The organism is Flagellimonas alginilytica, assembly GCF_042134605.1.
Classification (GTDB): Bacteria; Bacteroidota; Bacteroidia; order Flavobacteriales; family Flavobacteriaceae; genus Flagellimonas; species Flagellimonas alginolytica.
In genome coordinates this window covers 343,420-367,980 of sequence record NZ_CP169638.1, presented here as the reverse complement: position 1 = coordinate 367,980, position 24,561 = coordinate 343,420, and the positions used below count along the sequence as shown (strand labels likewise).

Sequence of the window (24,561 nt, the reverse complement as noted above, 5' to 3'; positions counted from 1 at the left end):
ATTATAATAAGAGGTTTTCGACCAACTAGCTTAATTATAAACTGTAAACCATGAACAAATTAACCATCCTATTACTTTTACTGGCTCTATCTGCCTGTAAACAAAGCACAAAAACCAAAGAGATCCAAACACCGGTAAAGCAAGTGGTCTCAGAACACGAAGCAAATTACCCAGAGGCCCTAGCAAAGGTTTTCGATGCGCATGGAGGACTAGAGCAGTGGAAAGCGCAACGTACATTGTCTTTTGTTCTTCCGAAACCAGAGCGACCAGAAACGCATACAGTAGATTTATGGACAAGAATGGATCGGATCGATACCGATGTTGTGACCATGGGCTTTGACGGAGAGCAAGCATGGTTGTTGGATAGCGATGAAAACTACAAGGGAGATGTAGGCTTCTATCATAATTTAATGTTCTATTTCTATGCGATGCCCTTTGTTTTGGCAGATGATGGTATCGTGTATTCGGAAACCGAGGATTTGCAATATGGGGGCAAAAGTTATCCTGGGGTTAAGATCGGGTATAAGAATGGGGTTGGTGCCTCATCTAAAGATGAGTATTTTATCCATTTTGATGCGGACACATATAAAATGACCTGGTTGGGCTATACGGTGACTTATCGTTCTGGGGAGAGCTCCGATAATGTGAGATGGATAAATTATAACGATTGGCAATCCGTAAATGGTTTGCAATTGCCCAAGGCCATTACCTGGCATAAACATGAGGGAGATACTATTTTAGAGCCTGCAAGTACCGTAAGTTTTGAGGAAGTTACATTAAGTGAGCAAGTAAAGCCTGCATCATTTTACTTCAAACCGGATGAAGGCCAATATGTGGATGTAAAATTGAATTAAAAAAAAGGCGCTCATTTGAGCGCCTTTTTTATTGGTTTATTGTCCTGTTTTTTCCCTATCGTATTTTTCCATATATCTTTTCCATAATTCAGTTTGGTGTGTTTCCAAGGAAACGTCCCTACCATCAATATATGCTTTGGAAAGTTTATTGGTGCGCATGTCCAACGCATCCCCTTCGGAAATGAACAAAGTGGCGCTCTTGCCTTCCTCTAAGGTCCCGTACTTGTCATCGATCCCTAAGATCTTAGCTGTGTTGCCTGTAATCAATTGAAGTGCTGTTTCTTTGTCCAGGCCTTGCGCTACGGTTTGCCCTGCATAAAATGCAAGATTTCTGGTTTGGAAATTGGCCGCGTCCTCATTTTGTAATCCCACTAGCAGTCCTGCATCCAGCAATAGTTTTGGCAATTTGTACGTGATATCGTAATCGTCGTCATCAAAATTGGGCAGGGAGTGGGTACGACCTACAAGCACAGGAATGTTGTGTGATTTTAACAGGTCGGCAATTTTATTGGCTCGGTATCCGCCAATGATCACCACATTCTTAACCCCCATGTCCTTGGACAACAAAACGGCATCTGTAATCTCCTTTTCACCATCGGCATGTATGTAAAGGCGTTGAGACCCATCAAATAGTCCTTGCATGGCTGCAAACGGTAGGTTTTTCTCTTTTCCGCCTGCTTTGCCATAGGCAATGGAGTTAAGAAAGAACATTTTTATGTCCTCCATCTCCTTGCCATACTCTTTATTGGGGATAAACCCTCTTTCTTCGCCCATCCACCATCGGCCTCTTCTAAAAAAGTTCGGCCAGTTCAAATGGATTCCATCATCTGTTTTAATGGAGGCGTCCTCCCAGTTCCATGCATCGAACTGAACAATGCTTGAGGTGCCGGAGATGGTCCCTCCCTGAGGGGTGACTTGTCCGATCAATACACCGTTGGGACGCATACTTTCCACTACTTGAGATTCTGCATTATAGGCAATTATGCTCCGTACGTGCGGAATCATTTCACCTATTTCATCTTGATCATCACTGGCCCTAACGGCATCGACCTCTACCAGTCCGAGTGATTTGGACGGAGCGATAAAGCCAGGGTATACGTGTTTGCCTTCGGCATTGATCATGGTGCCTATCGTGGGAACCATAAGATCGGCACCAATGGCCGTGATTTTACCATCTTTGAAAACTATGGTACAGTTTTCAATAACCTCTCCATTGCCAATATGGGCCGTAGCACCGATTATGGCTATTTGTTCGGATTGAGGAGGAGCTGGGGTTTGCTGAGCGTTTAACGACACCCCAAAAACAATTGCTATGATTAAAAATATTTTTTTCATGATTTACTTTTTAAAGGCTGTCACAGTGAAACTCTCTTTTCTTGTTCTGAACCGGAGTACGTGTTTTACCTCCATTATTTTTTTCGTTCAGCATCATTCCAATCAATTGGTTACGTTCCTTTTTGATGGAGTCCCTCATTTGCTTGTCTTTTTCAATATCAAAATAGACTTTACCTTGTATCAAGGTTTTTTCTGCCTTGGCATATACGGACAAGGGGTGGTCGCTCCAAAGTACAACATCAGCTTCTTTACCTTCGGCAATACTTCCTACGCGATCATCCAAGTGAAGTAATTTTGCGGGGTTCAGGGTTACGGTTTTCCATGCTTCAATTTCGGACAACCCTCCATATTTTACTGCCTTTCCAGCTTCTTGGTTCAATCTTCTGGACATTTCGGCATCATCACTGTTTATGGCCACGGTAACACCTTGGCTCATCATTATGGCTGCATTGTGTGGTATGGCGTCTTTCACTTCGTACTTGTATGCCCACCAATCGCTGAACGTTCCGCCACCGGCACCGTGCTCTGCCATTTTATCAGCTACTTTGTAGCCTTCCAAAATGTGGGTAAAGGTGTTAACGCGGAAACCGAATTTCTCGGCCACTTTCATCATCATGTTGATTTCGCTCTGAACGTAGGAGTGGCAAGAGATGAATCGTTCCCCGTTCAAGATTTCTGCCAGGGTTTCCATTTCTTCATCATGGCGATAGGGTTGACCACTTTTTTTCTTTTCGTCATATTCCTTGGCGCGCTGAAAATAATCGGTGTACACCTGTTCAACTCCCATTCTGGTTTGTGGGAAACGGGAGTAACTGCCCCAATTGGATTGTTTTACGTTTTCCCCCAAGGCGAATTTTATGAACTTTGGTGAGTTTTCGAACACCATATTATCGGCACTTTCGCCCCATTTTAAACGTAGAATCGCAGATTGTCCTCCAATGGGGTTGGCAGAACCATGCAGCAATTGGGCAGTGGTCACTCCTCCGGCCAAATCGCGGTATATAGCTACATCTTTGGCATCGACTACATCTTCCATTCGGACTTCGGCAGAGGAATTTTGACCTCCTTCGTTTATGGCCAAGGCCGCAATATGGGTGTGTTCGTCGATAATACCGGCTGTAAGGTGCTTGCCTGTGGCATCCACAACGGTAGCTCCTCCGGCACGAAGCCCTTTACCTACCTTATCTATTTTACCATTTTTTACAAGTACATCGGTGTTTTCCAAAATTTCTTCCCCGGTCCAAACGGTTGCGTTTTGGAAAAGGATGTTCTCTTGCTTCGGTTTTTCTTTGTAACCATAACCTACATTTGGGGAGGTCATGGCTATCAATTGTGGTTTTTCTACTGCTTCATTGCCCTTGGGTTTTTCTTCAAAGGGTGAAGTTTTTGTCAATGTGGCCATTGTCTCGTTCCCATTGGGATGTACAACGCTTCCTTTAATGGTTTGGGTGTTCGGCTCAATGTGGGCTACCATTCTGTAGGATCCCATATTGTCCTCACTAAAGGAAATGTTCACCCAATCCGAGGAATAATCAATTTTGGAATCTAAGGTTTCCTCCCCTTTTTTAATTTCCAAAGAAGGCTTGCTTGCACTACCGGTAATGGAAACCGTGTATGTGTTTCCTGAAACTGAGAGATTATAGTCTCCACGAATATCGATGATATCCATGCTTTCGATTACGTTTTTAGACCCTTGGACCCAGTTTTCGTAAAGGGTGGTTCCCTTGTCGAATATATCTCCGGAGGTAATCAGGAAATTGGCCTGACTACCAGCTTGCAATGAGCCAATTTCGTTGGATTTGCCCAAAATCTGAGCGGGTACGGTGGTCAGCGCCTCGAGTGCCTTGGTCTTGGGTAGGCCGTAAGCAATGGCTTTCATTAGCTTCTCCTTTAATTCTTTTGGAGACTTAAGGCCATGCGTTGTAATGGAGAACACTACACCCATATCGTTCAGAACCTTGGGGTTGGTAGGTGCTAAATTCCAATGTCTCATATCCTTTAGGGCAATGTACTTAGCTTCGAACGGGTCGGAAACATCAAAGGCATCCGGGAAATTTAGAGGAAGAATCAACTTGGCATTGGTAGCTTTGATTTCATCAATATATTCGTATTCGTCTCCACCGCCCAAGATAGTGTATTGAATTCCAAAGAGGTCCCCGATTTTGTCGGCCCGCAAAACGTTGCCCTGATCTCCGGCAGCATAGATTTGGGTCATTCCCTTATTGGCGATCAATGCTTCCAAGGAACGGTCTTTGGTATCTACATTTCCTTTACTGTACCAATCCATGTCGTAATACAGTTGGCGCATCAATGCCATGGCTCCCATCAAAGAACCTGGGTAGGATTGCCTGGAGGCTTGACTTTTCTTAAAGGAGAAGTATTGTGCGGATCTATCGGAAAGAATTCGTTGCGCTTCGGAAGCTTCGTCATTCAGTGCGACCAAAAGACCTGTGCCTCTTGCGATTCCATCTTCAATATGGGTGTTGATGGTTCCAAAACCAGCATCCCTCAATTCTTTGGCCTCTTTGGCATCGTACTTAAAGTTGTTGATGGCATCATTTTCTGGCATTATATGGTCGTTCCAGTAAAAACCTTCCCTGGACGGACCGTACTGTGCGGACCTGCCCCCACCGTTGGCCTTTTCTGGAAGCTTGACGCCAAATCCAGAAAATACATCGATAAATGACGGATAAATGGATTTTCCGCTCAAGTCCTCTATGACCGCATTTTTAGGAATCGTCACAGATTTTCCCACTTGTACTACTTTCCCATTTTGAATCAGTAAAGTACCATTGTTGATGATTTGTGTGGGAGTAACGTAGATCTTGGCATTGGTAAATGCCATGTAATTGTTGTTTTTCTTTGCTTTAACACCGTCGTTAATTGGAAAGTAATCCTGTGCAAACAAAGAAACACTGCCCATGAAGAGAAACAGGGCTAAAATTTTAAGTTTCATAAGGTTAAAATTGAATTAGTCGGATTAAAGATAACCTTTGTAGGAGTACTCTACAAGTTTCAATCTTGCATGGAATGCTGTTTTTTATAATTGACCATAAGCCCAACGACCGAGTTGTAACTTTTTATACCCTCCTTTTGGTTGTTTACCTTTAAAAAAGTGTTGAACACGGATTTGAACAATGGCTCGAAGGGATTTTTATATTTTTCCCAGAATATGCGCAATTCATTAAAATTTTCCTTGACCCCAAGGTTAATGCTCGCCACAACTTCTTTGTATTTTTCTTCGTCTTTGTAATATAGATCGGATAAGCAGTAACCCAAAGCATGATTGTAAGCTGAATACTTGAAATAAGGGTCGTTACTGTGGGAAGTGACCAAAAAGCCTATAAAATTGGTGGCGTCCTCCGCTGAATATCCCAATTGGTGGCCAACTTCGTGACAACTAATTGTAGGCAGCCTAAATTTTGGGGTGGCTCCGTTCACTTGTGCCTCGTTGGTAAATGGATTTAAATATCCGCCGTAACCCATATATGTGAGGGGTATACTGTAAATGGACGATTTTAAACTCAAGTGTCTGTGTTTAAAATCGGGATACTGTTTTTCAAATTTGGTGTAAGCTTCTTCGGTTTTGGAAAAAATCTGTTTTTTGGTGTAGGGGATATGTACCGGTGAAATTGTATCCCCTGTTAACTCCATCTGGTAATGATTTGCTTTTTTTGCAATAAAATGGGTGAAATCGACCAATTCATCCACTGTATATTCGCGTTCTATTCCAAATTTATGGTCAATCGGTTGGCGATGATAGTTCATTCCCCATAAAAAATGAAAGGCAAAATAGACTATGGAAATCACCACCAAAATGTCCTTTAGAAAGAACAAAGGTTTCTTTTTGATGTGTTTCCAGTGTTTAAAAAGATATCTTACGGCTATAAATGTAAATACAGTGTACAGCACATCTCCAAAAGAGAATGGAATCCAACCGAACAGCGTTCTCAGAGCAATGGAAATATACGGGTAGATTCCATTGCTGTAATATTCTTCAATAAACGAAGGAAAGTTGCCCAACCATTTTACCAGCAGAATCTGTATCGGCAGGGCAATGGCAATTATGGTCTTTGTTTTTTGTCTCATCTAAAAATGAAGCAATATATGGCATAAAAAAGCCGCACGGAAAAGTACGGCTTTTTGATCAATATTTGAATGGTCTTATTTATTCTATACCGACCACCTCAATGTCGAAGACCAAAGTTGAGCCACCAGGGATGGGGCCATAGTCGTTGTCACCATATCCCAAATGTGGGGGGATGAACAAACGGAGCTTGTCGCCGACCTTCATGGTCAACAATCCTTCACGGAAACCAGCGGCAAGCTGCGCGTCGGGACTGTAATCCATTGGGAAAGGTAGGTAGCCTCCCTGGTCTCTTCTGCCTGGGTTCAACTGGTTGAAATCCATTGCTATTTTTTCAATATTGGTATCGAACAATTCTCCATTGAACAACCATCCAGCATAATTGACCAATGCTTTTTGGCCTATTTTCGGTTGTTCCCCGTTACCTTCTACCAAGGTCAATATGCGCAGTCCGCTGGAGGTTTCTTCGGCTTCTTCGAATTGCTCCGCAAACTGAATGGCCAAATCTTCTTTCATTTTTATAAATGCAGCCTCGGCTTCTTTGGCTTCCTTGAAATAATCTGTCAGGACCTGAATGGCATCAAATTGTCTGGCTTCTTTCCCATTTCTAACAATTTCCACGTGGTTCATAACAACATCAGTGGTTGGTCTGTCACTTGCTCCGGTTTCCACATTGGCAATGCTGTCCACAACATCCATGCCTTTGACCACTTCGCCAAAAACGGTATGCTTGTTATCCAGCCATGGTGTTTCTTTATGGGTGATAAAAAACTGGCTACTGTTCGTTTTTGGCCCTCGGTTGGCCATGGATAGTATCCCTTTTTTGGAGTGGCGCAGGGAATCATTGAACTCATCTTTAAAAGTGTATCCAATATTTCCACTTCCGGTTCCGGTAGGATCACCACCTTGAATCATGAAATCTTTGATCACCCTGTGGAAAACTATACCGTCATAGAATTTTTTGTCCTTGTATTCATCATTGACATAGGGGTTTTTACCTTCTGCCAGGGATACAAAGTTGGCCACGGTTACCGGGGTTTTTTCAAACTCCAACTGAATAATAATATCTCCTTTGGTGGTTTGGATGTCGGCAAAGATACCATCGCCCAAATCGGCATATTTGCTCGATTTGCAACCTATGATCACTAGGAGAAACAGGGGGATGATGTAAATTAATTTCTTCATGGTCTATAAATTTAATTTAAACTGTCGTTAGCTATTATAATTGTGTGTAATTCCACTGATGATTTGAGGGGTGTTTTTGGACCTATAGCTTTATTGTCCCCCTGATACCCAAAGGCCATTGGTGATGGGAACAAAAACGTAACCTTTTCGTTGATCTTTAAAAGTTTTACCGCGTTTTGAAGTCCGGGAAACAATTGTTGCTTGTCTATTACATGGGAGGTTGGCCCAATATCGCTGGCCGAGTAAATGGTGTCGTTGTCGAGGGTCATTAAATTGTAGGAGAACAGAATCTGGTCTCCCGTTCCGGGTAAATAGGTGGCCGTATCGTTTTTGCTCTCATAATAATACCAAAACCCGTTGGGACTGGATACATACTCGTTGGCCGTGTCTTTGGCGATAATGGCCTGAATCGCTTTTTCTTCTTCTGCCAAGAGCTTTTTTGTACGCTCAATGGATTCTTTAAAGAAACTTCCGGATTTAACCTCTACCGGTCTTCTTGGTTCTGGGCCTTGGCACCCAACAAAGATGGCAACTACAAGTATGGTTAGGAAAATTCTCATGGGTTTAATTGGTCTTTATAACTTTTCAAAATTGTATTGAATTTGGATAAGGTTTCCTCCATGTTGGTTTCGCTCCTTCCGCCTGCGGCGTTGTTGTGGCCCCCTCCGTTAAAATGTTCTCTCGCAAATTCGTTTACGGAAAAGTCACCTACCGAACGGAAAGAAATTTTTATGATGCCCTCTTCCCGGTTTTCGATAAAAATCACGGCAAAAACAATACCTTCCAAAGTTAAGCCATAATTTACAAAGCCCTCGGTATCACCTTTTTTAAAATCGTGTTGGTCCAGTTCGTCTTGGGTCAAGGTAATGTAAGCGGTACGGTAATCGGGCAAAATCACCATGTTGCTCAATGCAACGCCCAAAAGGTGCAAACGCGAAGGTGAATTGGTATCAAAAACTTCTTGGTGGATGGCCATATTGTCCGCCCCCTTATCTATAAGGTCAGCTACTACACGATGGGTTTTGCTGGATGTGGAACGGTACTTAAAAGAACCGGTGTCCGTCATTATGCCAGTATATAGATTAGTGGCTATATCTGCATCAATACCGTTGGTCTCCCCTAAAAAATCTATAAAGTTGTATACCATTTCGCAGGTAGAGCTCATGGTCACATCGGAATAGGTAACCTTGGCGTAATCGCTAGGTTGTTGGTGGTGATCGATCATAATAAAATCGGCAGTGGCCTCTTGCAGGGCCGATGCCATTTGTCCAACCCGGGAAAAGTCGTTAAAATCCAAGGTAAAAATTACGGAGGCATTTTCAATGGCTTCTTTGGCCTTTGGGTTTTCCCGTTCAAAATTGATGACTTCGTCGTTCCCCGGCATCCATTTTAAAAATTTTGGATAGTCGTTAGGGGAAACAACACGGACATTGTGTCCTTTGGTCTTTAAAAATCCGCTTAGCCCCAAGCACGATCCCATAGCGTCGCCATCTGGGTTTCTATGGGGTACGATTACGATGTTCTGAGGTTGGGAAAGAATGGATTTTACTGTCGTGATATCCGCTGAATTCATGCGGCCAAATATACAATAATATAATATAGAGGTAACTTGGTTAATGTGTATTTTTGATGGATTAAAATTACTTCATGAAACATTTTCAAATTTTATTGGCCGCGGTAATTCTTTTTGCATCCTGTAAAAAGAAGGAGGAAAAAAAGGATGAAACCCAAGAAACCCCGACCATCGATTTTGTGGTTGCCTTTGGTTCTTGCAATATGTCACAAGAACCAAATCCTTTTTGGGACGATATTTTGGCAGAAAAACCAAATGTTTGGATCTGGGGCGGCGATATTGTGTACGCGGATACGGACGACGTAGACAGATTGAGAACTATATATGCCATGCAGGATACGGTTCCGGGATATGCAAAATTAAAAAAAGAGGTTCCTATAATTGGAACATGGGACGATCACGATTTTGGTCTAAACGATGGGGGCGCGGAGTTTGCCATAAAGGCAGAGAGTCAGCAAGTGTTTCTCGATTTTATGGGTGTGCCCAAAGAGAGTGAACGGAGAAACCGTGAGGGCGTATATACGGCGCACGAATACGAGGTAGAGGCTGGAAAAGTAAAAGTGATCGTATTGGATACCCGATATTTTAGAAGCGAACTGCTAAAAAGTGAAGATACCAATAAAAGGTACCGACCAACGATGGATTCCACGGCAACGGTATTGGGTAGTGCACAATGGCAATGGCTGGAAAACGAGCTCAACGAGTCCGATGCCGATTTTAACCTGATCATGTCCAGCATTCAGGTGCTTTCCGGCGAGCATGGTTTCGAATCCTGGGGCAACTTTCCTTTGGAAGTTGAGAAATTGGAGAACATAATTGTACGGTCCGGCGCAAAGGGAGTTATCATTTTATCCGGAGATCGACATATTTCAGAATTCTCAAAAACCGCTGTTTCAGGACTTTCTTACCCATTGATAGATTTTACCAGTAGTGGACTTACACATTCCTATGCTAGCTTTGACGGAGAGCCGAACCAACATAGGGTAGGAGAGGTGGTTTCGGATAAAAGCTATGGAATCATCAACCTAAATATTAAAAAAATGGAGGCTGAGTTTAAGATTATGGGAGATAACGGGTCAGTGCTCCAAGAGTTAAAACAAAGCTATTGAGCCTTGTACCTTGGTCGAAAAAGTGTAAGTTTGCGCAAAATTTAAAAAATGACTGGAAATAGAACATTTACCATGATTAAGCCTGATGCCGTAGAAAATGGGTATATCGGGGCAATTTTGGATAAAATTACGGCTGCCGGATTTAAGATTGTGGCCATGAAGTACACACAATTGAGCAAAAGGGATGCCGAAATATTCTATGCCATCCACAAAGAGCGTCCATTTTTTGGCGAATTGGTGGAGTTTATGACAAGGGGTCCCATTGTGGCGGCCATTTTGGAAAAGGACAATGCGGTGGACGATTTCCGTGCTTTGATAGGGGCAACCAACCCAGAGGAAGCAGCGGAAGGAACCATCCGTAAACTGTATGCTGCCAGCATCGGAGAAAATGCCGTTCACGGTTCCGATAGTGATGAAAATGCCGCTATCGAAGGGGCTTTCCACTTTTCAGGAAGGGAAATCTACTAGTTTAAATACAACATTGATATAAAAAAAGCCACCTGAAAAAGGTGGCTTTTTTGTTTTTTAGTTGATCACCGTAAAACCAATTTTTTAACCAGCTCCTTTCCCATTTCCTCATTGATCATTTTAATGATCTTGCTCTTGCCCAAGCTCAATTCTTCTCGAAGTACGGAGGAGGAAAGAGAAACAAACAAAGTTTCATTTTTAAGCTCAACGGCAGTGGTGTAATTGTTTACCCCGTTTCCCATCAAGTTGGTCCATGCCTCCCTGGCGTTCACCTTATCCATTCCCTTTTGGAGCTTGTTCTCTTGGATAAACTCGTTCAGCGCTTCGCTGAGTGGAATATGTGAACTGTGTCTCTTGGCCATTATTGGGGAATTTTAATGGGTTCGAACCGTTTATATTTATAGGTAATGCCTTCTTGGTTGGTTACCGAAAACGAAAGGGAATCCAATTGTACCAGTTTTTCTTCCCACTCGCTCAAAGGGGTGGAATAGTGTAAAATTACTGATTCGTTGGCGTTCGATATTTGAAAGCTTTCTACATCTTTTGTTGTGTCGTAGGTGCCATCAAATTGTGGTTTCATTTTTTTACGATATCCTTGGTCATCATTTACTTGGATAAAATCTATGTTCGGATTGATGCCATATTCCTTTACGGAACCATCGGGGAAAATTACTTCTGAAATTTCCCAATAGCCGTTCAAGTGGTGCAAATCCTCTTTGTTTATGGAAGAATCCGCACACGCCCAAAACATAATGATCAATACAATGGGAAGGATTCGTTTCATACTATCACAAGTTAAATATTTTATAGCTCTGATGAATATTTTTAACAACGCTTTCTGTTCTATCCGCATGGGTGTCGCTAATAAAAATCTGACCAAAATTGTCGTTTTTAACCAAGCCAACAATATGCGCTACGCGATTTTCGTCCAATTTGTCAAAAATATCATCCAATAATAGAATGGGGGTGGTGTCCGCCAATTGCTTTATAAAATGGAACTGTGCCAATTTTAAGGCGATCAAAAAAGACTTTTGTTGTCCCTGACTTCCAAATTTTTTGATGGGGTGACCGGCAATGGTGAAATTAAGATCGTCCTTGTGCACCCCGACCGAAGTGTATTGTAGCGCACGGTCTTTTTCAATATTACTTTCCAAAAGAGATAAAAGGGAGGTGTTGCTCAACTGACTTTCGTAGGCAAGATTTATTTGTTCGTCCTTTTCCGAGATATTTTGGTATTGCTCCTTAAAAATGGGCAGAAAAGAATTAATGAATTCAACCCTTTTTTGATGGATTTCCGTTCCCAAGGAATACAACTGTTCGTTGTAAATACTCAAGGTATCCTGGTCGAACGTACGGTTGGCAGCAAAGTATTTTAATAGCGAGTTTCGCTGTGATACAACTTTGTTGTACTTAATGAGGTTTTGCAGATACACCTTGTCCGATTGGGATATAACACCATCCATAAACTTTCTTCTGGTGTCGCTCCCTTCTAAAATTAGGTCGCGATCCGATGGGGAAATTATCACAAGTGGTAAAAAACCTATATGTTCGGAGAACTTCTCATAAGGTTTGCCATTGCGCTTTATCACTTTTTTTGTGCCTTTTTTAAAGGAGCAGAGTATTTTTTCCGTTCTGCTGTTTTTCTCAAACTCACCTTCGACCACAAAAAAATCGGTATTGTGTTTTATGTTTTGGGTGGACACGGGATTAAAGTAGCTTTTCCCAAAACACAAGTGGTAAATTGCATCCAAAACATTGGTCTTTCCCACACCGTTATCGCCCACCAAACAATTGATCACAGGGTCGAAATCCAGTGTTTTGGAATCAAAATTTTTGTAATTGACTAAAGATAAATGTCTTAAAAACATAAAAAAATAGAGAAACAATTCGGAATTATAAGGTGGCCCCTTAAAAAAGGGAATTCAAAAATAACGAATAAATTACCTTTTGGTTTTGGATAAAAACTTTATTTTTGCGCGACCAATTAAATGATGGATGGCAACATACAAGAAGAGAGGCTTTAAGCCAAAAAATAAGGAAGAGGAAGCTCAGATAGAAGAACACGACAGCACAACGGCCGAAGTTTTTAATACTTTGGACGAGAGCGCTTCCAAAACCGAAGCATGGGTTCAAAAGAACCAAAACTATATTTTGGGCGTAATTGGCGTAATTGCGGTGGGAGTTTTGGCCTACTTGGGTTACCATCAATTTATCCAGAACCCAAAAGAAGCGTCAGCAGCGAACGAGCTTTTTTATCCACAACAATATTTTGACCAAGCTTTGGCAAGTGAAACCGAGAAAGATTCATTGTTCACCCTTGCACTGAACGGAGCACAAGGTAAATATGGTTTTTTGGATATTATCGAAGAGTATAGTGGTACCAAGGCCGCCAATCTTGCCAAATATTCGGCGGGCATGACCTACCTTAACCTTAAACAGTACGATCAAGCGGTTGCTCAATTGGAAGGTTTCTCTTCTGATGATGATATTATGGGCGCAATGGCCAAAGGGGGTATTGGAGATGCTTTTTCCCAGTTGAACCAGCAAGAAGACGCTTTGGATTATTACGAAAAAGCCATTGCACATAGCGATAACGAATTTACAGCACCAAGATTTTTGCACAAAGCGGGTATTGTTGCATTGGACTTGGGGGACAAAAGCAAAGCTTTGGAATATTTTGAGCGCATTAAAGAAGAATACCCGAACTCTCAAGAAGCCAATAACGTGGATGCCCTGATTGGATTGGCACAAAACTAAACCATGGCCACAGAGAACAAAAACTTGTCCGTTTACGATAAAAATAAAATCCCAAACGCGAAGGAACTTCGGTTTGGGATTGTTGTTTCTGAATGGAACGATGAAATTACCGAATCCCTTTACAAAGGGGCGGAAGAGGCTCTTTTGGATTGCGGTGCGCTTTCGGAAAATGTTATCCGTTGGAACGTACCCGGAAGTTTTGAGCTCACGTTCGGGTGCAAAAAAATGATCCAAACGGAAAAAGTGGATGCTATAGTTGCCATAGGTAGTGTTATCCGGGGAGAAACCAGTCATTTCGACTTTGTTTGCAGTGCTACCGCCCAAGGGATCAAAGATTTGAACGTAGCCTACGATGTTCCTGTAATTTTCTGCGTATTAACGGACGACAACATAGAGCAGTCCAGAGCTAGAAGTGGCGGAAAGCATGGGAACAAAGGGACCGAAGCTGCCATTGCCGCTATTCAGATGTCTGTTTTGGGCAAATAAATTCGCGCCGCTAGCACACTAATAACCTAAACATACAGGGTCTGTTAACATTTTTTGGGACTTACCGTCTACCCTTTTTTTCTAATTTGAGTACCTTTGAGATTACAGCGACAAGGATACCATGCGAAACCCTTTAAAACTTAGAAAAAACAAAAGCTTCGATTATACCCCTAGATATTACAAAGGGGAGGGGAATCCTTTTAAAATTGAGCACAGGTTGGATAAATTCCGGACTACGGCGCATTCCAACAAGGGTCTCAAGAATAAGTTTACCTCCGCAATGGACGATTTACAGAACGAAGGCGATAAGGATTTAAAGCTTCGATTTTGGGTCATTGTGGCCGTATTGGTGTTAGTGTTCCTGTTTATTATCGATTTTGACCTATCAATATTCCTAAACCCATAATGGCGGACATCATTAAACTTTTACCGGACCATGTTGCTAACCAAATAGCCGCAGGGGAGGTGGTTCAACGACCTGCCTCTGTTGTAAAGGAGCTTATGGAAAATGCCATTGATGCAGGGGCGACCGCGATAAAATTGATTATTAAGGACGGTGGTAAAACACTTATTCAAGTAGTGGATAACGGCGTGGGAATGACCGAAACCGACGCTCGATTGTCCTTTGAGCGGCATGCAACTTCCAAAATATCCTCGGCCCAGGACTTGTTCAATTTGCAGACCAAAGGGTTTCGGGGCGAAGCCTTGGCATCCATAGCGGCAATTGCACATGTGGATATGCAAACAAGGACCAATGTCAACGAAATCGGGACACAAATAAAAATTGAAGGCAGTAAAATAGTGTCCCAAGATGTGGTCGCAACTCCAAAGGGAACCTCTATTTCCGTTAAAAACCTGTTTTTTAATATTCCCGCCAGGCGTAATTTTTTAAAATCCAACCAGGTCGAACTCCGGCATATAACGGATGAATTCCAACGTGTGGCCATGGTTCATCCGAATATCGAGTTCCATTTTTATAATAATGGTTCGGAAATCTTTAATCTTCCCATTACAAAGCCCCGACAACGTATAGTACATATTTTTGGCAGTAAAATGGAAAATCGATTAGTGCCAGTAAACGAGGAGACCGAAGTGGTTAAAGTTTCCGGCTTTATCTGTAAGCCCGAATTTGCCAAAAAAAGTAGGGGGGAACAGTTCTTTTTTGCCAACAACCGATTTATTAAGAGCCCTTATTTGCACCATGCCGTTGTGGCAGCTTTCGAAGGTTTGATCAAATCCGACACTTATCCCGGCTACTTTTTGTATTTGGATGTTGATCCATCTTCTATCGACATCAACATACACCCCACTAAAACAGAGGTAAAGTTTGATGATGAGAATACGCTGTATGCCATTTTACGGTCTACCATTAAGCATAGCTTAGGGCAATTTAATGTGGCACCAGTTTTGGATTTTGATCACGATCCAAACTTGGATACCCCTTATTCCTACAAAGAAAAGGGCGCTATAATCCCAAAAGTAACCGTGGATGCCGCATTTAATCCTTTTGAAGAAACTGCGACACAAAGAAGTAGTGGGAGCGGAAGTTTTCGAAAACAGAGTGCCAAAGGTTGGGAAGACCTCTACGAAGGGCTTGGTCATCAGAGCGATCAAAATACCTTTAGCAGTATTGTGATCGAATCCGAAAGTGAAGAACAGGGAACCTTATATTCCAGTGAAGAGGTTGAGGAGCATTTGGCCAGCACCTTTCAATTGAGAAGGAAATATGTAGTGAGCACGGTGAAATCGGGAATGCTGGTAATTCATCAAAATAGAGCGCACGAGCGTGTTCTTTTTGAAAAGTTTTTAGGCGAGATCACGGTAAAAGAAGGCGTAAGCCAACAATTGTTGTTTCCATTGGAACTAACGTTCAATCAACAAGAATTAACGGTGCTCAAAGAAATTCATGAAAGCCTGACAAACATTGGTTTTGCTTTTCAAAGTTTGGACGAGGAAACTGTAAAAGTGACAGGCGTGCCCATGATGGTTCCCGAAAGTGGAATTGGCACGGTATTGGACCGTTTGATTGCGGATTATACGGAAGGTTTTGCTGATGGTTCCATTTCGCAGGCAGAGATGTTGGCCAAGGCGCTGAGCAGGAACTTGGCCGTTAAAACAGGGAATGTTTTGGACCAAGAATCGCAATTAATGTTGGTGAACAATCTTTTTGCATGCAAGGAACCAACTTTGAGTCCTTTTCAAAAAATAACATATACCATTATCTCCGAAGGAGATATTGATAAAAAATTCAATTAGATGGGTAGACTTACCGAAGCAGTAAAACATATTTTGATCATTAACGTGATCATGTTTTTTGCTACATCCTTATATGGGGACCAAATGTACCAATGGATGTCGCTCTGGTTTCCAAAAAATCCAAATTTTGAATGGTGGCAAGTGGTTACCCATATGTTTATGCACGGTAACCTAATGCATATTTTGTTCAATATGTATGCCCTGTGGGCCTTTGGAACGCCCCTGGAGCAGATATGGGGAAAAAACAAATTTCTCTTTTTCTACTTTTCGGCCGGTTTGGGATCGGCAGCATTGCATACAGGTGTCAATTACTACCTTTTTACCGAAGGAATGAATGCTTTGGAAGGTGCAGGAATTGCAAGAGCTCAGATTTTGGATATTTTGGCCAATGGTCAATATAGCCCTAGTTGGTACGATATTGCAGGGAAAAGTACCATTGATAGCATGTTAACGGCCTTTAATACCCCAGCAGTGGGTGCATCCGGGGCAATTTATGGTATTTTGGTGGCCTTTGCCTTTATGTATTCGGAAGCCAAACTGATGCTCATTTTTTTGCCCGTGCCGATAAAGGCAAAATATTTTGTTCCGATATTGATCGCTGTGGACTTGATTTTTGGTATTGGCAACGTGAACACTGGAGTGGCCCATTTCGCCCATATCGGTGGAGCATTGATAGGATTTTTAATGATGTGGTACTGGAAAAAGAACCAATTTAACAATAATCGTTGGGATTGATTTATGATGAACGGAGGACTTAGATATCAGTTCGCTAGACTGAACATAGCAGAAAAACTGATTGCCATCAACATACTTATTTTTATTGTTGATGGACTTTCGGGAGCATTGTTCGGCAAAACGTTTTCGCACTGGTTTCATTTGCCCAAGGATTTTTTTGAGTTTTTGGTGCAACCCTGGTCCTTGGTGACCTACTCTTTTTTTCATGCCGGCTTGGGACATATTTTTTGGAATATGATCGTGCTGTATTTTGCCAGCAGAATATTTCTGAATCTTTTTGATGCACAAAGATTTATCAATGTGTATTTTTTAGGGTTAATGTTGGGCGGCATGCTATTTCTATTAAGCTACAACGTTTTTCCGACCTTGATCAACTCCAACACGGCTTTGATCGGTGCCTCGGCCGGTGTGAACGCTGTTTTGATCTTTGTGTGCGCCTATTTGCCCAACCAGGAGGTTCGTCTAATTTTCTTTAATATTAAATTATGGTATATCGGCGCGGCTTTGGTGATCAAGGATTTGGTGCTGATCGGAATGGGAGAGAATATTGGCGGGGGAATGGCCCACTTGGGCGGTGCATTTTTAGGCTATATGTATGCACGACAGTTATATAAAGGTAATGATATTGGTGCTGGTTTTTCCAAATTTAGACAGTCTATCATGGACCTTTTTAAGCCAAAAGAAAAAAAGGCTCCGTTAAAAACGGTCTACAAGAAAAAATCGGCATCCCAGAATTCGGAGGCATACAATAAACAAGCTAAACAACGGAAAATAGATACGATTTTGGATAAGATCAGTAAATCGGGTTATGAGAGCCTATCTAAAGAAGAAAAGGATTTTTTGTTTAAAGCCGGCAAGGAAGATTAAATTGTGAACAACCTTTCATTTATCGATAAGATTATCTTTTTTTTAAACACCATAGCTGCCTTGGTGCTCTTAATTTCTTTGCTGCTCCCCTTCACCCCAGCAACTTTGACTTCTTCGATTGCTGTATTAAGTATTGTTGTTCCTATTACTGTTATTGTAAACGTGGCATTTTTATGCTATTGGTTGTTGAGAAAAAAACGAAATTTTCTATTGTCTGGAGTATTGATCTTGGCCTGGTACATAATGTTGGGGCCGTTTTATCATTTTTCCAATGGTGTTGATCAGTCAACTGTTGAAAATTCCCGTACAGTGTCCATAATGACATTTAATGCGAGGAGCTTTAATGAATTAGAGCAGATAAAGGAAGAAAACATAGAAAATCGAATTTATGAATTTGTATTGGAGAAAAACCCGGATATAGTGTGTTTTCAAGAGACTTTGTATGCTATGAAAGCCAATGATGCCTTGAGTCAGTACCCTTATAAATTTGTGGACTTTATTTATGGTAAACATAGAGGTAAAGTAATTCAGTCCATTTATTCAAAGTATCCGATTCTAAATATAGATTCTATAAATTTCCCCAAGAGCTATAACAATGCCATTTATGCCGATATCTTGATCAAAAACGATACTGTTAGATTGTATAATCTACATTTACAGAGCTTTAGAATAGTTCCTGGTTTAAATGCGATACAAAATCAGGAATCTGCAAAGCTCCTTAAAAGGTATAAAAATGTAATGCTTAAACAATACCAACAAGCCAAGCTTGTCCGCGAAAATATGGATGATACAAAATACACGAAATTGGTAGTTGGGGATTTTAACAATACACAATATTCCAATGTTTATCGCCTAATTCAAGGTGATATGATTGATTCTTTCTTGGAAAGCGGAAGTGGTTTTGGTCGGACCTACGATTTATGGAAACTCCCACTGCGTATCGATTATATATTGGCAGACCCTGATTTTGAGGTTGTTTCACATCAAAATTTTGATGTGAAATTATCCGATCACTATCCGGTTATGGCCACCTTGCGCTTAAAGCCTTCACATGAGTAGGCAATCTGCTATATCAGCAATAATATGAAGGAGCAGGGCAAGGCCCACGAGTCTGGTCTGTTTAAAAAAAGGCAAAAGGCTGTACACCAAAATGGCCCAAACACTATGTAATGGGTGGAACCCTATGCTGCAACGATCGGGGTCAAAAAGAGGGGTGGCCAACAAGTGATCCAAATCAATTACAATACCGGCCAAAAGTATTAAAGCAACTTTTATTTTATTGTCTTTAAAAAAATAAAGAGCAATAAGGATTGGGACCAAAAAATGTATTCCGTAGTGGATAAAGTGCCTAAGCATGTGGGTTAAGATCTAAAGGGAAGCTTTTTAGATAACTCAGGGTATTGGTACCTTCGTTGAACAAAAGGTCCAGCACACTCAAATTGGGGATAAAATCATGGCGTTCCTCAAATACTTGTGTGTATGTTTCCATCTCCCATACCTGTTCTTTTTTGGCATTGACCAAAAAACGGGCATCTATTAGGTTTTTAGGCGCCGTTTGGTATTGATCTGTTGTTTCGTTCGGCACTTTGATTCCGATACAGTCCGCAATACAAGAAATCGTCTTTTGGTTGAAACGGAAAAGTGATTCGTCGGGTCCGGTAAAGAGTGTTTTTAGGTCATCTTCATAAAACTCGAAAAACGGAGAGGTGCGATAGGCTGTCTCCAAGGTGCGCCAATGCTCCTTTTTCCAATTGTAGCTGTTTTCCATAACAACATCGGCATATTTTTGACGCCCTTCTTTACCCCCAACGTGTTTAATTGGGATATTGAGCATGTGTTTGCCCTTGTCGGTGGAAATATAGCAGCGATTTCTATACGTCTGTTTTTGAAAATTGTCGTGCGCTTCCCAAACAACTTCATATTGAGCAATAGCTGCAAAGGTGGCAATACTCGGAAAATAAGAAGGGTGCAACAGAATTTTCAAGAACAACAATATTAAATATTAGCTATGCTTTTTTCTTCTTTTTCTTTCTAAAGAAATCAAATACGAACCAACCTGCCAAAAGGGCAATAAAGTACCAAAAATAGGATACGGGTTCTCCACTACCTCCAACTGTGGTAAATACCCGCTCCCAGCGAATCCTCCAATTGGAAATACCTTGCCTAAAGTTATCAAAGCTCATCCAAAGGAATACGGGTTTGCCAACAATATGGTCTTCGGGCACATACCCCCAAGTCCTGCTGTCTTCGGAGTGGTCGCGATTGTCGCCCATCATCCAATAATAATCTTGCTTAAAGGTGTAGCTATCGGCTTCCTCGCCATTGATCAATACTTTGTTGCCGGTAACCTTGACATCGTTGTGTTCATAATCGCGAATAATTTTTTTGTACAACGGAATGGTTTTGGAATTGATTTCTACCGTTGTACCGGCCTTGGGTATGTAAATTGGTCCAAAATTGTCGTTGTTCCAAGGATATAAATTAGGCTTTTGCGGAAATGTATTGCCACCGTACATGCCCTTAGGGTCGTTGGTTTGAACAACAGAATCAATGGCGGGATTGTTTCTTAACTCAGTAACCATGTCACTGGTTAAATTCGCCATACGTGAGCGTGGTTTTTGTTCCGACAGCGAAATCCTAAATTGCCGGATAACCTCTGTGGGTATCCCATTCTCGCTTGTGTAAAGTTCTATTTTTCCATCGTTTCCTGTTTTTGCCCCGGATACGTATGGTACAAGTGCATTGTACTGTGCTTCGTTGAGGTTGGTGGCAATGTATGTTCGCAGGTAATCGGAGGCATCTACCTCTTCCAAATATCTACTGGATACCCCATTTTTGGCATAAACATCATAAACGTACATAGGTTTTGCCCTGTCCGATAACTGTAATTGCTCTCCGTTAATGTAAACATACCCGCCAATTACCTCTAACGAATCACCTGGTGTTCCAACACATCGTTTTACATAGTTGGATTTTTTATCGATGGGTTTTATAACTGCCTTTTGAGCTTTAAAGAATTGGTACAGGGTGTCCGCGGGCAAACTGAAAACCACAATATCGTTCTTCTTGACCTTTTCAAAACCGGGCAATCGCATGTAGGGCAATTGCAGTTTGTTTATCCACGAGGTTTTGTGGGTTTCTGGATTTACATCCGCCAAATACGATCTGGTTTTTAGCACTGGCAGCGTATCGTGTACCATGGGTGCGGCCAGCGTGGTCATGGGTACTCTTGCGCCGTAATGAAACTTACTTACAAATAAGAAATCTCCCACTCGCAAAGTACGTTCCAAAGATCCCGTTGGAATTACGTATGGTTGTATAAAATAGGTGTGCACAAATGTGGCGGCAACTATAGCAAAAACTATAGAGCTTACCCACTCGCCCAAACCTGTTTTTGGCTTTAAACTACGGTCTTTAATGTATTCCACATCTTCAGCATAGTTGATGTAATAGATGTAAAAGCCTAAGGTCAGAATTACCAACCAGGTATCCACCAACGTGTTTTTTCCAAAACTTCTTATGGTTTCGACCCACACTACAGGGAACATCAATAAATTGATTATGGGGATGAACAATAACAAAACCCACCACCATGGCCTATTTATTATTTTCATCAACACTATACCGTTATAAATTGGAATGGCCGCTTCCCAAGGTTTTCTACCTGCTTTAACATATAGTTTCCAAGTTCCCAAAAAATGGATGACCTGAATGATCAGAATAAAAATGATCCACTGTGTACCGTCCATATTAAAATATTTCTTTGTTAGACCTTTGGTCTATATTCTTGTTACGTTTTTTAGCTTAGGTTTAACACATCCCTCATGGTAAAAACGCCCTTTTTTCCTTGAATCCATTCCGAGGCAATAACCGCACCCAGTGCAAAACCTTCCCTATTGTGCGCTTCGTGCTTTATTTGAATAGTGTCCACTGCACTACCGTAGTTTACGGTGTGGGTGCCGGGTACCGTACCTTCCCGTATCGATTTTATGGGAACAATATGGTCTCCGGATTCATTTAATTTCCATTTGTTGTAAGTTGAATTTGAAATAATCCCCTCTGCAAGAGTAATTGCCGTGCCACTGGGGGCGTCCAACTTTTGGGTATGATGGATCTCTTCCATGGAAACCCTGTACTGATCTAATCCGGCCATCATTTGGGCCAGTTTCTTGTTCAGTTCAAAAAAAATATTGACTCCCAAACTAAAATTGGAAGCATAGATAAAGGCGCTCTGGTTGGCATTGCAAATCTCGATGGCATCTTCGTATTTTTCCAACCAACCTGTTGTGCCGCTAATTACGGGCACTTTGTGCTCAAAACAACGGGTTATGTTCTCAAAAGCTGCTTCCGGGGTGCTAAAATCTATAGCAACATCGAATGCGGAATAATCAACTTCTTGAGAGCTATCGTTTATTTTTGCGGTTATGGTATGACCTCTATCCTGAGCAATTTGCTCGATCTTTTTTCCCATTTTACCATATCCGAAGAGACCAATATTCATCAAACTAAAATTTTATGACCATAGCCATTCCATAGTTTGGCTTATTGGTGAAAGGATTAATTTCTATGTAGGGGTTAAAATCCACTGCAAGGTCATCGCTTACATTGTATTGTTTAAGGTGGGAATCCACATTGGCATCGATAATATTAAGGGCGTATAGTGCAATGCTGATCACCAAGGCCAAATCCCTGTCTCTTTGACTACTTTCCTGAGCTTCTTGCAATGCTTCGGAAGATACATCGGGACCACTTCCATCCCCATTGATATCATAAAATTCGTCGTCGGCAAACCCGGCAAGTCTTCTTTTAAAGGCATTTCTTGCCCTGCGATATTCTGTATTATTGAAGGAATACACATAGATACTGGTTCCCAGAGCTCCCCAAACTATTGGAGCTTTCCAATACCGTTTGTTGTATATCTGTCCCAAACCTGGAAGAATGGCAGAATAGAATGCGGCTTTACTGGGTGCCAATGGGTTAATGTTCTCTTTTTTTGTGACTTCTTCAAAAGTAACACCCTCTCCCTCCATTTTTTGGGTAAGGGAATCGGTATCTTGAGTTTTTTTCGTCCGTTCAGTTTTTTCTTCTTCTTGAGAAAAGCTGGACTGAAACATCAAAAAGGCAAAGAGCAATAAAAGGAGGTTTTTATTCACCTGTCAATAATTTTTTGATGCGCTGGAATTCTTCTTCGGAATGAAATGGTATCACAATCTTTCCTTTTCCGTTCTTCGAGGCGGTGATATCCACTTTGGTGGCCAACCGGTTTTTGATGGAATCCAAACTTTCGGAAACAAACCCGGGTACGTTCTGCGAACTTTTTTTGCTCTCGGATGCAGTAGCTTTTGGGTTTTTGTGCGACTTTACTAATTGTTCCGTAGCTCTAACGGAAAGGCCGTCCGATACAATTTTTTCGTAGATCGCTATCTGTTCCTTTTTCTTGTCGATATTGATCAATGCCCTACCATGCCCCATGCTTATAAACCCATCTCTCATACCCGTTTGGATAATGGGGTCGAGTTTTAACAATCGTAGATAGTTGGTAATGGTGGAACGTTTTTTGCCCACACGATCGCTCAATTTTTCTTGGGTGATTTCTATTTCATCAATCAACCTTTGGTAGGAGAGTGCGATTTCGATAGGGTCAAGATCTTGTCTTTGGATGTTCTCCACCAAGGCCATCTCTAAGGATTCCTGATCGTTGGCGATGCGGATATAGGCAGGAATAGTTTCCAATCCTACCAATTTTGAAGCACGGAACCTACGTTCCCCGGAAACCAGTTGGAACTTGTTAAAGTCCAGTTTTCTAACGGTTATGGGTTGTATAATGCCCAACTCACGGATGGAACTGGCCAGTTCTTCGAGTGCTTCGTCGTTAAAATTGGAACGAGGTTGAAAAGGGTTTACTTCTATGGAATTTACATCAAGTTCCACTACATTGCCGATTACCTGATCCGCATTTTTGTCCGACACGGACTTTATATCGTTGTCCGGGTCTTTTAAAAGGGCGGACAGGCCTCTTCCCAAAGCCTGTTTTTTTGTTGCTTTCGCCATTTAAACTTTCTCCTTGTTTTTTTTCAAAATTTCGTTGGCCAAGTTAAGGTAATTGGACGCTCCTTTGCTACTGGCGTCATATTTTATGATGCTCTCCCCGTAACTTGGAGCTTCACTGAGCCTAACGTTTCTTTGGATAATGGTATCGAAGACCATATCCGCAAAGTGTTTTTTTACTTCTTCAACAACTTGGTTGGACAGTCGTAACCTGGAATCGTACATGGTCAAGAGCATGCCCTCGATGTCCAAATCGTTGTTGTGTATTTTTTGGACGCTCTTTACTGTGTTCAATAGTTTGCCAAGACCTTCCAAGGCAAAATACTCACATTGTATAGGAATCATTACGGAGTCTGCAGCCGTAAGTGCGTTCAAGGTCAATAGGCCTAGTGAGGGGGCGCAATCAATCAATACAAATTCGTACTTATCGCCCAGATTTTTCAAGGCTTCTTTGAGCATGTATTCCCGATTGTCCTTGTCCACCAATTCGATCTCGATGGCAACCAAATCAATATGTGCAGGTACCAAATCTACATTCGGGGAATCCGTAGGTATGGTCACTTCTTCAACACTCATGGTGTGTTCCAAAAGCTGATAGGTTCCTTTTTCTACAGAATCCACGTCAACACCTAAACCAGATGTTGCATTGGCTTGGGGGTCGGCATCAATAAGTAATACCTTTTTTTCCAATACACCAAGGGAGGCCGCAAGGTTTACCGTAGTGGTAGTTTTGCCTACACCACCCTTTTGGTTTGCAATTGCAATAATCTTGCCCATTTCATAGTAAGTTAGGGGCTAAAA

At 41.7% G+C, this 24,561-nt stretch carries 26 protein-coding genes; 10 read left to right on the top strand and 16 right to left on the bottom strand.

The genetic code is table 11. The features are described 5' to 3' along the window. Positions 1 to 50 precede the first annotated feature (50 nt). Positions 51 to 854, top strand: coding sequence for a DUF6503 family protein (locus ABTP35_RS01525; RefSeq protein WP_293294400.1), 804 nt, complete (start codon positions 51 to 53; stop codon positions 852 to 854). Positions 855 to 890: 36 nt separating this feature from the next. Here the strand turns inward: ABTP35_RS01525 and ABTP35_RS01520 are convergent, their stop codons facing one another. The 6 genes from ABTP35_RS01520 to ABTP35_RS01495 form a co-directional block, all read right to left on the bottom strand. Further along, positions 891 to 2,189 (bottom strand): amidohydrolase family protein, encoded by a 1,299-nt coding sequence (locus ABTP35_RS01520; RefSeq protein ID WP_293294402.1) that lies wholly within the window; start codon positions 2,187 to 2,189, stop codon positions 891 to 893. 10 nt (positions 2,190 to 2,199) lie between these two features. Continuing rightward, positions 2,200 to 5,145, bottom strand: coding sequence for an amidohydrolase family protein (locus tag ABTP35_RS01515; RefSeq protein WP_375334403.1), 2,946 nt, complete (start codon positions 5,143 to 5,145; stop codon positions 2,200 to 2,202). A gap of 59 nt (positions 5,146 to 5,204) precedes the next feature. Further along, positions 5,205 to 6,278: a DUF3810 domain-containing protein gene (locus ABTP35_RS01510; protein ID WP_293294406.1), complete on the bottom strand. Its 1,074-nt coding sequence runs from the start codon at positions 6,276 to 6,278 to the stop codon at positions 5,205 to 5,207. Between the two features lie 79 nt (positions 6,279 to 6,357). Further along, on the bottom strand, positions 6,358 to 7,461 hold the full coding sequence (locus ABTP35_RS01505) for a peptidylprolyl isomerase (RefSeq protein ID WP_224835108.1): 1,104 nt from the start codon (positions 7,459 to 7,461) through the stop codon (positions 6,358 to 6,360). An 11-nt stretch (positions 7,462 to 7,472) separates the two neighbouring features. Continuing rightward, positions 7,473 to 8,021 (bottom strand): gliding motility-associated peptidyl-prolyl isomerase GldI, encoded by a 549-nt coding sequence (gene gldI, locus ABTP35_RS01500; RefSeq protein ID WP_293294409.1) that lies wholly within the window; start codon positions 8,019 to 8,021, stop codon positions 7,473 to 7,475. Further along, positions 8,018 to 9,034 (bottom strand): bifunctional oligoribonuclease/PAP phosphatase NrnA, encoded by a 1,017-nt coding sequence (locus ABTP35_RS01495; protein WP_252079229.1) that lies wholly within the window; start codon positions 9,032 to 9,034, stop codon positions 8,018 to 8,020. The genes gldI and ABTP35_RS01495 overlap by 4 nt, the downstream gene beginning before the upstream one ends. 74 nt (positions 9,035 to 9,108) lie before the next feature. On the opposite strand from ABTP35_RS01495, the gene ABTP35_RS01490 reads away from it, so the two are divergent. Next, positions 9,109 to 10,143, top strand: a complete 1,035-nt coding sequence (locus ABTP35_RS01490; protein WP_293294412.1) for an alkaline phosphatase D family protein — start codon at positions 9,109 to 9,111, stop codon at positions 10,141 to 10,143. Between the two features lie 48 nt (positions 10,144 to 10,191). Then, positions 10,192 to 10,611 (top strand): nucleoside-diphosphate kinase, encoded by a 420-nt coding sequence (locus tag ABTP35_RS01485; RefSeq protein WP_163625778.1) that lies wholly within the window; start codon positions 10,192 to 10,194, stop codon positions 10,609 to 10,611. Between the two features lie 65 nt (positions 10,612 to 10,676). Here the strand turns inward: ABTP35_RS01485 and ABTP35_RS01480 are convergent, their stop codons facing one another. Genes ABTP35_RS01480 through recF form a run of 3 tightly spaced genes read right to left on the bottom strand, consistent with a single transcriptional unit; the run spans position 10,677 to position 12,479 of the window. After that, positions 10,677 to 10,973 carry a DUF721 domain-containing protein gene (locus ABTP35_RS01480; protein WP_224835104.1) on the bottom strand — a complete coding sequence of 99 codons (297 nt, stop codon included), beginning with the start codon at positions 10,971 to 10,973 and terminating at the stop codon, positions 10,677 to 10,679. After that, positions 10,973 to 11,395: a hypothetical protein gene (locus ABTP35_RS01475; RefSeq protein ID WP_293294416.1), complete on the bottom strand. Its 423-nt coding sequence runs from the start codon at positions 11,393 to 11,395 to the stop codon at positions 10,973 to 10,975. The genes ABTP35_RS01480 and ABTP35_RS01475 overlap by 1 nt, the downstream gene beginning before the upstream one ends. A 4-nt stretch (positions 11,396 to 11,399) precedes the next feature. Beyond that, positions 11,400 to 12,479: a DNA replication/repair protein RecF gene (gene recF / locus ABTP35_RS01470; protein WP_252079233.1), complete on the bottom strand. Its 1,080-nt coding sequence runs from the start codon at positions 12,477 to 12,479 to the stop codon at positions 11,400 to 11,402. Positions 12,480 to 12,606: 127 nt separating this feature from the next. Here recF and ABTP35_RS01465 point away from each other — a divergent pair, with 127 nt between their 5' ends. The 7 genes from ABTP35_RS01465 to ABTP35_RS01435 all read left to right on the top strand — a co-directional run bounded on the left by ABTP35_RS01465 (position 12,607) and on the right by ABTP35_RS01435 (position 18,771). Next, a complete protein-coding gene (locus ABTP35_RS01465; RefSeq protein WP_224835101.1) occupies positions 12,607 to 13,368 on the top strand; it encodes a tol-pal system YbgF family protein in 762 nt (253 codons plus the stop codon). Between the two features lie 3 nt (positions 13,369 to 13,371). Then, entirely contained in the window at positions 13,372 to 13,854 is a 483-nt protein-coding gene (gene ribH, locus ABTP35_RS01460) for a 6,7-dimethyl-8-ribityllumazine synthase (RefSeq protein ID WP_293294420.1), read from the top strand. 121 nt (positions 13,855 to 13,975) lie between these two features. After that, positions 13,976 to 14,260, top strand: a complete 285-nt coding sequence (locus tag ABTP35_RS01455) for a riboflavin synthase subunit beta (RefSeq protein ID WP_293294422.1) — start codon at positions 13,976 to 13,978, stop codon at positions 14,258 to 14,260. Further along, positions 14,260 to 16,110 carry a DNA mismatch repair endonuclease MutL gene (gene mutL, locus ABTP35_RS01450; RefSeq protein ID WP_293294424.1) on the top strand — a complete coding sequence of 617 codons (1,851 nt, stop codon included), beginning with the start codon at positions 14,260 to 14,262 and terminating at the stop codon, positions 16,108 to 16,110. Before ABTP35_RS01455 ends, mutL begins: the two co-directional genes overlap by 1 nt. Continuing rightward, the gene (locus ABTP35_RS01445) at positions 16,111 to 16,845 is read left to right on the top strand and encodes a rhomboid family intramembrane serine protease (protein WP_224835097.1); all 735 of its coding nucleotides are present in this window, start codon (positions 16,111 to 16,113) and stop codon (positions 16,843 to 16,845) included. A gap of 3 nt (positions 16,846 to 16,848) precedes the next feature. After that, positions 16,849 to 17,712 (top strand): rhomboid family intramembrane serine protease, encoded by an 864-nt coding sequence (locus ABTP35_RS01440; protein ID WP_224835096.1) that lies wholly within the window; start codon positions 16,849 to 16,851, stop codon positions 17,710 to 17,712. A gap of 3 nt (positions 17,713 to 17,715) precedes the next feature. Then, entirely contained in the window at positions 17,716 to 18,771 is a 1,056-nt protein-coding gene (locus ABTP35_RS01435; RefSeq protein WP_293294430.1) for an endonuclease/exonuclease/phosphatase family protein, read from the top strand. Here ABTP35_RS01435 and ABTP35_RS01430 read toward each other — a convergent pair. Genes ABTP35_RS01430 through ABTP35_RS01400 form a run of 7 tightly spaced genes read right to left on the bottom strand, consistent with a single transcriptional unit; the run spans position 18,760 to position 24,537 of the window. Further along, positions 18,760 to 19,068 carry a DUF6122 family protein gene (locus tag ABTP35_RS01430; RefSeq protein ID WP_293294432.1) on the bottom strand — a complete coding sequence of 103 codons (309 nt, stop codon included), beginning with the start codon at positions 19,066 to 19,068 and terminating at the stop codon, positions 18,760 to 18,762. The two genes, ABTP35_RS01435 and ABTP35_RS01430, sit on opposite strands and share 12 nt — an antisense overlap. After that, the gene (locus ABTP35_RS01425; RefSeq protein WP_293294434.1) at positions 19,061 to 19,696 is read right to left on the bottom strand and encodes a WbqC family protein; all 636 of its coding nucleotides are present in this window, start codon (positions 19,694 to 19,696) and stop codon (positions 19,061 to 19,063) included. The genes ABTP35_RS01430 and ABTP35_RS01425 overlap by 8 nt, the downstream gene beginning before the upstream one ends. 22 nt (positions 19,697 to 19,718) lie before the next feature. Beyond that, positions 19,719 to 21,461 (bottom strand): signal peptidase I, encoded by a 1,743-nt coding sequence (gene lepB / locus ABTP35_RS01420; protein WP_293294436.1) that lies wholly within the window; start codon positions 21,459 to 21,461, stop codon positions 19,719 to 19,721. Between the two features lie 50 nt (positions 21,462 to 21,511). Continuing rightward, positions 21,512 to 22,213 (bottom strand): 4-hydroxy-tetrahydrodipicolinate reductase, encoded by a 702-nt coding sequence (gene dapB, locus ABTP35_RS01415; protein WP_293294438.1) that lies wholly within the window; start codon positions 22,211 to 22,213, stop codon positions 21,512 to 21,514. Between the two features lie 4 nt (positions 22,214 to 22,217). Further along, positions 22,218 to 22,865: a DUF5683 domain-containing protein gene (locus tag ABTP35_RS01410; RefSeq protein ID WP_293294440.1), complete on the bottom strand. Its 648-nt coding sequence runs from the start codon at positions 22,863 to 22,865 to the stop codon at positions 22,218 to 22,220. Further along, positions 22,858 to 23,763, bottom strand: coding sequence for a ParB/RepB/Spo0J family partition protein (locus ABTP35_RS01405; RefSeq protein WP_293294442.1), 906 nt, complete (start codon positions 23,761 to 23,763; stop codon positions 22,858 to 22,860). The genes ABTP35_RS01410 and ABTP35_RS01405 overlap by 8 nt, the downstream gene beginning before the upstream one ends. Continuing rightward, a complete protein-coding gene (locus ABTP35_RS01400) occupies positions 23,764 to 24,537 on the bottom strand; it encodes an AAA family ATPase (protein ID WP_293294444.1) in 774 nt (257 codons plus the stop codon). It abuts the gene before it with no gap. Positions 24,538 to 24,561: the final 24 nt, after the last annotated feature.